Here is a 12,307-nt window from a genome sequence, read left to right as displayed (position 1 = left end):
GAGACCTGATCTTTGCCCACAAATTCAAAAACTTCGAACTGGAAATGGAATGGAAAGTTTCCAAAGGCGGTAACTCCGGTATCTTCTATTTAGCTCAGGAAGTGACTTCTAAAGATAAGGACGGTAACGACGTGCTCGAACCGATCTATATTTCCGCACCTGAATATCAGGTATTGGACAATGACAATCATCCGGATGCTAAATTGGGGAAAGACAATAACCGTCAGTCGGCTTCTTTATATGACATGATTCCGGCAGTTCCTCAGAATGCAAAACCTTTCGGTGAATGGAACAAGGCTAAGATCATGGTTTATAAAGGTACGGTTGTTCACGGACAGAATGACGAGAATGTACTCGAATATCACTTGTGGACCAAACAATGGACCGACCTTTTGCAGGCCAGCAAGTTCAGTCAGGACAAATGGCCGTTGGCTTTCGAACTGCTGAATAATTGCGGTGGTGAAAACCACGAAGGATTTATCGGAATGCAGGATCACGGTGATGACGTATGGTTCCGCAATATCCGCGTGAAGGTTCTTGACTAATGCATCATATTATGAAAACGAACTATTTATTAGTGCTGTTCGCATTGCTGCTGGCAATTCCGCAGGCAGCAGATGCGAAAAAGAAGAAAGACATTGCCATACAACTCTATTCGGTCAGAGACATCATAAATAATGGAACCGACCTCAACGTAGTGTTGAAGAATCTGGCGCAAATGGGATACACCAGCATCGAAGCCGCCAATTATGATAATGGCAAGTTCTATGGCAAAACTCCGGAAGAGTTTAAGAATGCTGTCGAAAAGGCTGGTATGAAAGTACTGTCTTCACATTGTTCCAGAGGATTGTCGGACAAGGAAGTGGCTTCCGGAGATTTCTCCGAGTCACTGAAATGGTGGGATCAAAGCATTGCCGCTCATAAAGCAGCAGGCATGAAATACATCGTAAATCCGGGAATCGGTGTTCCTAAAACAATGAAAGAGATGAAGATGTATTGCGACTATTTCAATGAAATAGGCAAAAGATGCCAGCAGAACGGTATGAAATTCGGATATCATAATCATGCGCATGAATTTCAGAAAGTAGAAAATCAAGCGGTTATGTTGGACTATATGATTGAGAATACCAATCCTGAGTATGTCTTTTTTCAGATGGATGTATATTGGATTGTCAGAGGGCAGCACAGTCCTGTGGACTATTTCAACAAGTATCCGGGACGTTTCACCGTGCTTCATATCAAAGATGACAAAGAAATCGGAGATAGTGGTATGGTCGGATTCGATGCTATCTTCAGAAATGCAAAGGTTGCCGGCGTAAAGCATATTGTTGCTGAAATAGAAGGGTACAGTTGTCCTGTAGAGGAAAGTGTCAAGAAGAGTCTGGACTATTTGCTGGATGCTCCTTTTGTAAAGGCGTCTTATAGTAAATAGAAGTAAATACAGAAAAAGGAAACAGTAGGTTCACGCTTTATTGCTTGAGTCTACTGTTTTTTCTTATTTTATTTTAATATACCTCCCAACATTTCCACCCTTTGTTAGAGCAGATATACACCACATAAGTTCGCACATTGTAATTAGGAAATTTCCTTTTTGTATCCTCAGCATAGCCTTTTACCTGCTCCACGTGCTCAGGAAGCGGTTCACTAAGAGATAACATTCTCTCAGCATCCTTACCCCGATAGTACTTGAACTCCACTACTCTATCATCCGTATAGTAATCCGTACCGGGAATTCCTGCCATTTCAAAATCCGAACGTCCGGCAGAGTTGTTCTGTTCGATAGCAAACGTATAACAGCTGCTCAAATAACGGGAAACAAGTTCATAAAAAGAACAACGAATAAAATTCTCATTTATTTTGTCGAATACCTGTGCCGGGAATTGTCCTAAATATTGTTCAAAATAATTCTGCACCAATGGTTCCAAACGACGGTCAGCATCATATTTCCGGTATACAGGAACATAACGCTGTGCATTTCCCTCTATTTGATTTAACTGATTATAATAATCCATATAGACGCTGCGCATCGTCATATTAGGCAATGTCGTCACATAGTTATCTTTAAGCGTTGTCATCCCCAAATAGAACAAGCTCACCGGATAAAATTCCTTATTAAAGAACTTTCTCTTATTGAATTTACTGGAAAGATCAGCTACATTGTATGGTAATTCATCGTCAATAACTAATGCGTCCAGCATCTTTTTAGCATTATCCAACGATAAAGTAAGACGACGTATCCAGTTAATGTCTGTACGTAAATTCTCGTCAACCAGCTCATCCGGAATGCTACCGGCATTAGCAGCGAACTTTTTGAAAAAATAAGTAAGGATGGTAGAATTAAAAAGGCGTTCCCCATTAGGACGGAAACGGTAACCATCGTAGTTACTCACTATGAGTTGCCAGATTTCATCATAACGATCTTGTCCAGCAGCATATTTATCAAGCACATAGCGCAAATAAGTTTCTGTTTCTTCATACGTAAAGCCGAGCATATTCAGGAAGTTCGGTTCCAGCGTGAGTATTTCGGCAATATTATATCCACTGGTCAGATCGTCCATAGTAACAGGTAGCACACCTGTGCAAAAACAAGTGCGAATGCTCCCTTCACCAATACCTTTCTTTATTACTTTAAAAAAAGTGCGGAGAAAGCTATCGGCAGTAGTAACTTCCTCATAGAGCGGATCATTGTAAGCTGTAAGGAGTTGATTGGTGAAGTTGTCATATTCATCAATCAGAATATAGACTTTTGGCAATTCATGAGAACGAATATAAGTAAGAGCCTCTTCGAGCATTTTTGCGGCATCCCCCCGATTGACAAACTGAAAATCCCCGAACAAATCACGGTTATGTTCTACCATGACTTCTACAGGACCACAGTTCAAATCATTAAAATTCTGTGTCAAACCTTGTATATTGTCCGCCATTACCATAGCCGAAAAATCATAGCGGATAATCATATAACGGTTGTGTTCTGATGTGGGATGACTACCAATCCAAGTGTTTCCAAACAGTTCTTCGAAACGATGTGCTTTAGTACGATCGTAATAACAGGCTAGCATAGAAATCAGCAAGCTCTTCCCAAAACGGCGAGGACGTAGGAATACAGGAGCTTTATAATCCTCAAGACCTGAAATGTACCTTGTCTTATCAACATAATAAAAGCCACGCTCTCGCATCTCTACAAAATCGGATACTGCATAAGGAATCGTTATTTTTGCCATAATCTCAATATTTTTTGCTCTATACAGGCAAAGGTACAAAATAGTTGATAATAAAGGCGAGAGAAGAAAATAAATTCATTTATTTATAGGATATATAACCAATACGCAGATGATATACAATCTGCACATACTCGGCTATATCCACATTAAGAGAAATAGCCGAGTTCACGCGCATCAACTTTACTACCATATATTCGACACTATCCCTTCATATTTTCAATCTATGCACAGTCCTTCCTAGTAAAATAAAAACGATTACTATAATAATCAGCATAGCAATTCCCCCTAAGTCCAGTTTAAACTGCTGCCATTTAGCAAGTTGTTTCTCTACTGGATAAGGAACTTGTATTGAATCAGTCTTTATCAAAGTATCTGTCTTATTTACATATTGGTACTTATACAGATATTTATATTTATACTGATATACCGTATCTCCTTTTACCGTTAGATATACACTATCATGCTGATATATACTATCATACCTTATACTATCACGAACATTATATTCTGTCTTTACAGATTCAATCGGGATATATTGAGTCCGACATGAACAGAAACATCCTCCCAATACAAAAGATAGCATCAATATACATACTAAATGCCTCATAATTCGATAGTTTTCAAATAATTAAGAATCCCATCAATATGTATTTGTATAACTTGTTGCTTTCCCTCAGGAGATAAAAGGAATTCGACATCTTCCTTATTATCCTGAAAAAAATTCTCGGTTAATACTGACGGACAAATTGTATCCCGGCATATGGCGAGATTTTGTGTCCAAAACAGTTGTCCTGGCATTGGCTGACGGACAAAAACAGATTGCATAATAGCAGATTCAGCTAAACTTGTAGCCAAACATTTACTATTGGCAGAAGCATTATTCGAAACAAATACACTCCATCCATGCGCAGATAACCAATCAATACCAAGAGCTGCTGCATTGCAATGGATAGAAATTAAGATCGCATTTCCTCCAGATTCCTGATAAATTTTGTTCACTCGCCTACATCGTATAGAGAGTGGTATATCTACATCCTCCTTCACAATACGTTCTGCCTCCTCTCCCCTATGACGTAATCCGGCTACCACTCTATCAGCTATTTCTCTTGTATATGCCCATTCTTTTAATCTCCCATCCGGTGAACATTTGCCAGGAGTATTTTCACCATGCCCGTTATCTATCAATATTTTCATGTTACAATATTCTTTTTTATTAATAACCACTTGGAGGTTGCCGCCTGTCACATTTACGAATATCACAACGCCTCATTTCAGCCTCCTTCTGTTTTAATTCAATTCCATGTCTTTTGTAAATTTCATCTAAATGGGCAGCTTGCTCCTGACGGAGTTCAACATAGATAGTATCAATCTTTGCATCTCTTTGAGCGATACGTTCCTCCAACCAAGCTATTTGCTTACGCTCATTTTCATTCTCCATGCTGTCAGCAGCCGCACCTTCCTTACGTGCATTAGTTTTCCTGTTCACATAGAAGTTTATTACCCATTTGATTGCTTCTAATCCGCCTAGAGCGCCAATCAGAGCTAGCCATTCATTTAATCCCATATTTATCCAATTTTATTCTGTTATTAATGATGTTAATGGATATATCCTATAGTATACTGTACTCAAACATATTCCATCAAAATCAAATCTAATAAAGCATATCTTTATATTCTTCAGGAGCATCGATCTCACAATAATGCTCCGGCAACTCTAACAATGGTTCGGGTAGCTTTTGAGAACCAATATAGTAGGTATACCCTAAGTATATTTCATACCCAAAAATCTGTTTGTCAGATATTCTTTGTAGAACTTTACCTTCTGAAGCTATCAGATGGAAGCTAGGAGTATTATCTCCAATCATAATTTTCACTTTTTTCATTCTTATTTTTTATTTATATTATTATACTAAGTTCAAAGAGAACTTGGAAATTACATCTTTTAATGAGTTGAAATATTTCACTAATGCAAACGCACGTACAGAGTATCCTGGTGAGCCTGGGGTGCCATACGGAGCTTTCGACCGATGTACCAATCTGGAATCAGTAACAATAATGCCTACAGCCAAAAGAATTGAAACAAGTGCTTTTGGTGGTTGCTCCAGTCTTAAAAAAGTTCTATTTCCTGATTCTGTATATTTCTTAGGTACGAATATTTTTTATGGCTGTACTTCGCTGGAAAGTGTAAATATACCAAAGGGTTTTGCTGACAGTAAATTTCCAAGTAATGTATTTAGAGATTGTATTTCATTAACTTCGCTTATAGAAGTACCTGAAACTGTCACTATAATAGGTATGGCAACATTTAATGGATGTACTTCTTTAGCAGGGGTGAAATTGAAGGGAAATGTCCCTCCATCTCTTGAATACAGTGTGTTTGGTAATTCTACATTCCCTATTTATGTCCCAGAAGCAGCAGTTAATGCTTACAAGTCTGCTTCCGGATGGACTTCATTGGCTTCTAGGATTATGGGATACTAATTTTCTACTCTGATTGTTAGTGTACATTATTGGGGTTAAGATCAAAGTCATACTCTGTAATAGTTCTAAAACTTCCCCAATTGGTCGCAGAAGCATAAACTTCCTTGCATCCAATAGGAACGTATAGATCACAGGTATCAGGATTATCTCCCCATCCGTGTTCCAATATTGGTGGAATTGTTGATTTTACATATAATGTATTTAGATTAGAGCCTCTTCTCCAATATCCTCTAATTCTGTATGTTTTAAATGGAAGTACTAATATTGTAACTTGAGTGTTTTCTAGCCACAGATCACCGCCGACGTATAATGGTACATCCCCTCCATCCTCAAACACAATAGAAGTGAGGTTTACACAATTCTTAAACGTTGCAACATCACAAAGACCAACTGACTTGGGAATTAAAATTTTAGAAATTTTAGTATTAGCCAAAAAACTGAGAGCGATATTAAAAATGTTGGGTGGAAGAACAATAGATTTCAAATTTATACAATTCTGGAATGGACTCGAATCAATACGATTGTTATTAGCAGAATCCAAATAACGGCCATTACTATTGGTATAATTGACAAAATATTGAAATTCATCAAAGTTTGTAATTTCCAAGTTCTCTTTGAACTTAGTATTAATAGTTGTTATCCCTGCAGCCTGTTCAACGGTCAATTCTCCATCACTACCCCAATTCCTCACACATATATCTTTTACGACTTGATCTTTGAAATCAACACAAGCTTCTCCCGTCATATTAAACAAAATATTAGGGAAGTAACTTTTTAAATCATACAACATATCTGGCGAATACTTATCTGTACATAGTACTTTCCCTGATAATACAGGTATAATGTTATCATCTCTTTCTCCACTTTCATTTATTCCACGATATCCATTCTCAGCTAATGATAACAGAGTTTTTAATATTTCGTTCGTATAGAATTCTTCATCAAATCCTACAGCCCTAATATATTTAAGTAAATGTTCCTTGACTGAATATATGGATTGTATTTTCGAAAGAATATTATTATTAGTATTACAATTTTCTACCCAAAAATCTACAATCTCAGACTCGTTATTAATGGTAAGAATAGCATTTGAATAACCCACCATATGTATACAGCTAGATCCGTTATTATAAGTAATATTAACGAGATTATCGTTTGCGGATGGCATGAAATCAATAGTATCGTCTGAATCAATCAGTAAATCAGTTATATGTGTGCAATCAGACAAGTCTAATGCAACCATACTACCAGCAAATGCCGTTGTGTTCAATATCCGCAGTGTCTCAGGAAATGCAATAGAACTAAGTTGCGAACAACCTGTAAATTCATTTGTTAATGATTCAATCTTACTTAAAGATAACTCTTTAAACGATTTGATACCTGTTCCTGCAAAAATAATTCCTAGTTCAGTAATATTTCCCATTTGTCTTTTGCTTGTTCCTATACCGTCACCCCAATTTTCTGCGCATAACATTGTTACAATATCATCTGCAAAACGAACATAAAATTCCCCATTGATATTTAAGGTTAGTCTTGTGAACATTGCTCTGAGCGCTTCTACAGTATCTCCATAAACACTCGCATTGATGTTGAGAGTTCCATCTAACACAGGTAATTCATCTTCTCCGGAAAGCCCTTCACTACTTAATCCACTATAAGTACCGTTTGTCAGGTCAACCAATTTGTCTAATATGAACGAGTTATTGTATGACTCTTCAAAGCCAACGGCTCTAATCCTCTTCAATGCATGGTTATCTCCTTGTTCCATTTGTGCATTCATTATATCAACAAGAATTTTCATAGGTCGAACCAGTGCGCAATCAACAATGAAAAAGTCACTGATCACTGTCTTGCACAAGTCAATCCCGATTCCATCATCTGTAAGAAGAGGATAATTAGACAATGACAAGTATTGATTAAATCTGCTGTATTCAACTACACGAAGTCCTCCACCCGACGGCAGCACAATCTGCGCCAAAGAAGTACCGTCTGCATAAATTTCTTGCAAGTGCTCGCATGCGGTTAAGTTCAATGTACCGGACAAAGTGGTAATATTCGATAATAGCAATCTCTGAAGGCTCACACAATTCGATAATGTCAAAGAGGATATTGAAATGATAACCGGATTATTTTTGCTTCCAAGTCGTATATCCCTTAGCATTCTTCCTTGAATAATCATAGATCCAGTTACATTCTTATTGTACCAATCACCTATATCCTGCAGATATGATGCTCCCTGTATTGCATTCTGCTGATCACCGGAGCCCGAAAGTTCAATTTCCATTTCACACACTTCTCCAGCTTTCGTTCTCTTTCCTTGTATGATACTTGTACCGTTCGCAATTGCCGGATACATATCCATTGCGGGTGTCAACTGATATTTAATCGTGTTACCTGCAGCACGTACAGTAATTGTATCGGTTCCAGAAGCCGAGAATAGTCCGAAGTTATACTTCGACATCATATACAAAATACGCTTAGTAATCCACCTCTGCTCCGCCAGATAATGATCGCCTAAACTTTGAGTAATCGGATCAGTATCATTTGAATAAATACCTGCATTATAAGCTAATTTACCATTTTCATAACAATACTTAGCATCAGCATTATAACCGTCCGACGGGAAATATTCCTGCGCTTGGTCAAAGAAATACTTTTTGTAAAACGCGTATATCTTTTCAAGGTCATTTCCACTCTTTAAACCTCCGAGCGATTGCATGGCTGCCATAGATTTGCGCATACTTATTATCTTCTCCTCCGGGAAAGCAAGTTCCATCAAGTTAAAAAAATTATTTGTTTCTCCGTTCCATACAGCCGCCCCGGTCTCATCCAAATCATGAGTTTCAACACTGTACTCTTTATCCGGTAAACCACGATTGGTTGTATCAAAACGAGTATCAGCATCATCAACACGCCATCTCCATTTTGAAGTTTCGATTCCAAAGCTATACGGATAGGTGTTCTTTGCTCGTTCGTCTGTTCCAGCATTAAACTCTACATTGTTCATAAAGTACAAACAATCATCGATATCCCAGTACAAAGCGGCTTCCTTTCTGAACTTAGCCACACGGGCATTGATAAAAAGGGTATTCAGACTATCATTTGTTTTATTCTCAATATCAGCAGAAGCAAGTCCATAATCTTTGTCTACCAGTTGAGATACCAGATTAATTGGTCCTTCTCCAATGTCCGATGGTATAAACAAACCTACCGACGCCTCATAATAATAGACATCAAACCGATGCGAATCACCAACTTTTGCAATCCAAAACTCATAAGGCTGCGTACGATATATATCCAGGTCATCATTCAGTTCATCGGGAGTACCATCGAATGGAAGCAAACGGGGGGAACATTGATAAACGTGATTGTAGGTTGGAATCCAGTTGACTATATTTGCTATATCTCCAGCTCCAAAACCGAAAGAGTTGGCACCATTATACTGCCATGCTTCTTTGTCCTCATCGTATACGACTCTCCCGCTATCAGTATTCCACGGAACACGAAACAAAGTCAGAAGAGGCGAGTTATCAGAACCTTCGATAGACAAAAGATCAGGAAAATAGTCCGTATCATAGCCGAACGTATATTTATCCCCTTTATCCGGTCCGAAAGTATATAAACCCTTGAAAACATATACAGGTTCTCCGTCGTCATTAATTGACTTTTCAAAACAAAAGAAAGGAAGCTCGTATACTGATACACGTACATCCGAATACCCCTCCCTCTGCATTGCTTCGTTCGACAAACCTACTTGTTTATATAAATCAGTGTAAGAATTGACTGCGCCGATTTTATGAGATTGCATGGAAGAGGCAAAATTCTTTTTTGCTGTAAATTTCTGTCCTGCCGGAATCCAAGGTACCATCTGCCATACTTTTTTACTGGTACTTCCATCAGCATGAGTAATGACAGACAAATTCTTGTCTAGTTGATAACGGGTATTCCATATCCAGTATTTCATAGATGAAGTACCTTGTCCTTTTGCAGTGACATCACTGATAGATACATTCCACTCCGGATGGTCGTAGAAGTAAACGTCAAGGGTACCAATACGTTGCGTCTGGTCAGCCATACTTGGAATCGTATTGTCAAACACTATGACATTATATTGGTCAACCGTATTATCGAAGTCTATTTCAGAACCGTTTGTATCAAGGATGTCATTCTCTGTTTTGAAACTATTTTTTTCTTCTGCTGTAGAAAGCCAATTGACATAGTTCGTTTGTACACCTTGCGAGGTTAATGCCGAATCATATTCACGAATACCGTATACATCTACATCCGCATTATCAGAGCCTATGACAATCGTTCCGTTATGAGCAAAATAATCATTATTCTCATAAGTAAACTCACGGTTCTTAATTCCGTTTATATAGAGAATGCAGAGATTAAATCCACTATTTCCATAAGCATCCGGCATGATTGTAAGTGTCAGCCGGGTCCGCTTCTCTTCAAAGGTGTGAAGACTTTGTACATCCTTATCTTTTAGAGACTGTGAGTACATAATCACGTTGTCTGGATAAATATTCAATCCGACAAATAAATCTCCTGCAGGAGTAGAGACTGTGATAACCGGTTTTGAGAAATCAGTAACGTTAGAGATTTGATAGTCTATTTCAAATGTCTTGCCGGTCCGGGCACTCTCTTTTCCAAACGGACTGTAATTGATATCAACGCTTGATCCGGCAAGCAGACGGAGCGTTTTATACCCTAGATTATCGTTTGTCCATCCGTCGTTTCCCCAGTTTATTCCATTCCATATAGCTTCGATCTGCGTTCCGTCGACTTCATTAATCATACATTCCCTATTTCCTTGTCTGTTGGTACGTGTTTTAGGGTTGATATACATCACAGCTCCTGCTACGGCAGAATATCCCAACGAGTTATTCACGGGAAACTCTAATGGATCGGTAAGCAGAACGCCGCTATCTTTGACATTAGCAATAATAGAGAAATCCTGATTATCTATTGTGTCTATTTCAAGAGGCAATGAGAATGAATACTTAGTAGAGGTAGAAATGCTTTCTTCAGTAGAACTGAATACTACTTCATTCCCCTTCGTAATCTCAAACAAGGCAGAAGTACTAACATTATCACCATCATACATCGTATAATCAAACAAGATGTTTTCACTCCAGTTGGTTATTCTTTCCGCCACATTATTGATAGCGATCAGTTTAGCCTGCTCACCGGCGACTGCACATATCACATTAAATGATAGGGTCTTAGTACGAATACTACCGTCCGCATTGGAAACATAAGCCGATATCTTAAAAATTCCGCTCTTTTGTGGATGTGGAATAGAGTAATTGTAAGCAGTTTCGACATAAACTCCCGTGCCCAACGCTACTTCATACCCTTCAGAATAATCTGTTCCGGAAATGTTCACATACAGACTTTTAGAAACATTCCCTGATATATTGAACGGAACTGTAATGTCATTATTAAATGCCGTCCACCATTTAAAGTTTACTGCGCTAATGGACAGAGACGTAAGCTGCACAGCATATACAAATGCGGGAGTTGTTACCTCAGTCACTTCTCCGGTAACTTTGATCATGACATTATTAGCTCCGGATGTCAGAAACTCGGCAATATCCGTTTTGAACGGAACACTAGAATTGATATACAATTGTTTCACTATAACATATTCAGAGTTAATGTTATTCTTGACCGAAATCTGGCACATACCACGTTCTCCTGTGTCTTCATATGGTTCATTAGAGCTATATCTTTCCTGGCTGATAAAGGTAAAATCCAATAAACAAGGCTCTCCCTTACTAGCAGAAATATTTTTCGATTCCAGGTTATTTGTGATACGAATATTCCGTTGCACACCAGTACCGCCACCACCTTCTCCATGAGTGGAGATATAATTCATTAAGTCAGAAAAAGTGGTAATGATAGAACCGTCCTCAGCCGTTCCGGTAGGAATAAAGCATTCCGCAGCCGGTTTCCATTCATTGTCCCTATACATCAAAACGGAACCATCTTCTGCTATATCAGCTTCTTGAGACACATTGGTCAATTCTCCCATTGAAGCAGCACCTTTTATTTCAGAAAGTAAAATCAGGGTCTGCCATTCTCCATCCTCTCCCATCTTCCATTGCAATTCTGTTCCGTTAGACTGAAGATAGACATTTTCTCCATTATCACCTTTATCTCCCGGATCTCCCTTCTCTCCTGTCTGACCCGGATCTCCTTGATTTCCCTGTTCTCCCTTTTCTCCCTGAGCAGACACCCGATTCCCTAAAGAATCAGTTATATCTTTCCATGTATTCCCGTTATCTTCCGATACTTGCCAATAGCCTGACGAAATTCGAAAGACAGGTAAAGCTGCCAATTTACCTTTAAGTAGTTCCAACGGAGTACGGACAACATCAAATACCGATCCGGATTGGCGTACACACGGGAGAGAGTTAATTCCCTCTATCGAATCAACAAGAGGAACTTCATCAACTCCTACAGAGTCGAGTTGCAGGCGTCGCTTCACGTTTTGAGCTAGTACGTCCAGTTGCGACTCAGGCAGCATTCCTTGAGATTCCATCAACGAAAATACAGCCGTTACTATATCATTAATTTGCTCTTGTGTCAGTTCCATA

Annotated in this window: 8 protein-coding genes; 3 read left to right on the top strand and 5 right to left on the bottom strand. The window is 38.6% G+C overall.

The features are described 5' to 3' along the window. Together KTR07_RS04130 and KTR07_RS04125 are read left to right on the top strand one after the other, a co-directional pair. A partial coding sequence (locus KTR07_RS04130) for a DUF1080 domain-containing protein (RefSeq protein WP_217315189.1) occupies positions 1-545 on the top strand: 545 nt, incomplete at its 5' end. Between the two features lie 11 nt (positions 546-556). After that, positions 557-1,432, top strand: coding sequence for a sugar phosphate isomerase/epimerase (locus tag KTR07_RS04125; protein ID WP_008764604.1), 876 nt, complete (start codon positions 557-559; stop codon positions 1,430-1,432). Between the two features lie 73 nt (positions 1,433-1,505). On the opposite strand, the gene KTR07_RS04120 is transcribed toward KTR07_RS04125, so the two are convergent. The 4 genes from KTR07_RS04120 to KTR07_RS04105 form a co-directional block, all read right to left on the bottom strand. Then, positions 1,506-3,221, bottom strand: coding sequence for an ATP-binding protein (locus tag KTR07_RS04120; RefSeq protein WP_113747831.1), 1,716 nt, complete (start codon positions 3,219-3,221; stop codon positions 1,506-1,508). 603 nt (positions 3,222-3,824) lie between these two features. Beyond that, on the bottom strand, positions 3,825-4,415 hold the full coding sequence (locus tag KTR07_RS04115; protein ID WP_008764600.1) for an N-acetylmuramoyl-L-alanine amidase: 591 nt from the start codon (positions 4,413-4,415) through the stop codon (positions 3,825-3,827). Between the two features lie 19 nt (positions 4,416-4,434). Continuing rightward, positions 4,435-4,785 (bottom strand): hypothetical protein, encoded by a 351-nt coding sequence (locus tag KTR07_RS04110; protein ID WP_008764599.1) that lies wholly within the window; start codon positions 4,783-4,785, stop codon positions 4,435-4,437. Between the two features lie 88 nt (positions 4,786-4,873). Continuing rightward, positions 4,874-5,104: a hypothetical protein gene (locus KTR07_RS04105; protein ID WP_008764598.1), complete on the bottom strand. Its 231-nt coding sequence runs from the start codon at positions 5,102-5,104 to the stop codon at positions 4,874-4,876. A 121-nt stretch (positions 5,105-5,225) separates the two neighbouring features. Between KTR07_RS04105 and KTR07_RS04100 the strand changes: the two genes are divergently transcribed. Beyond that, positions 5,226-5,702: a leucine-rich repeat domain-containing protein gene (locus KTR07_RS04100; RefSeq protein ID WP_227230486.1), complete on the top strand. Its 477-nt coding sequence runs from the start codon at positions 5,226-5,228 to the stop codon at positions 5,700-5,702. Between the two features lie 16 nt (positions 5,703-5,718). Here the strand turns inward: KTR07_RS04100 and KTR07_RS04095 are convergent, their stop codons facing one another. Beyond that, the gene (locus tag KTR07_RS04095) at positions 5,719-12,306 is read right to left on the bottom strand and encodes a leucine-rich repeat protein (RefSeq protein WP_062695547.1); all 6,588 of its coding nucleotides are present in this window, start codon (positions 12,304-12,306) and stop codon (positions 5,719-5,721) included. Position 12,307: the final 1 nt, after the last annotated feature.

Source organism: Bacteroides sp. MSK.20.82, assembly GCF_019052485.1.
GTDB lineage: Bacteria > Bacteroidota > Bacteroidia > Bacteroidales > Bacteroidaceae > Bacteroides > Bacteroides thetaiotaomicron.
Note: the sequence above shows the minus strand (reverse complement) of the source record. Positions and strands in the feature narration are given on the sequence as shown.

Bases quoted from the DNA above. Each gene is read 5' to 3' on its own strand.
- KTR07_RS04125 (WP_008764604.1), top strand. From the start codon at position 557: ATGAAAACGAACTATTTATTAGTGCTGTTCGCATTGCTGCTGGCAATT.
- KTR07_RS04095 (WP_062695547.1), bottom strand. From the start codon at position 12,306: ATGGAACTGACACAAGAGCAAATTAATGATATAGTAACGGCTGTATTT.
- KTR07_RS04105 (WP_008764598.1), bottom strand. From the start codon at position 5,104: ATGAAAAAAGTGAAAATTATGATTGGAGATAATACTCCTAGCTTCCAT.
- KTR07_RS04120 (WP_113747831.1), bottom strand. From the start codon at position 3,221: ATGGCAAAAATAACGATTCCTTATGCAGTATCCGATTTTGTAGAGATG.
- KTR07_RS04110 (WP_008764599.1), bottom strand. From the start codon at position 4,785: ATGGGATTAAATGAATGGCTAGCTCTGATTGGCGCTCTAGGCGGATTA.
- KTR07_RS04115 (WP_008764600.1), bottom strand. From the start codon at position 4,415: ATGAAAATATTGATAGATAACGGGCATGGTGAAAATACTCCTGGCAAA.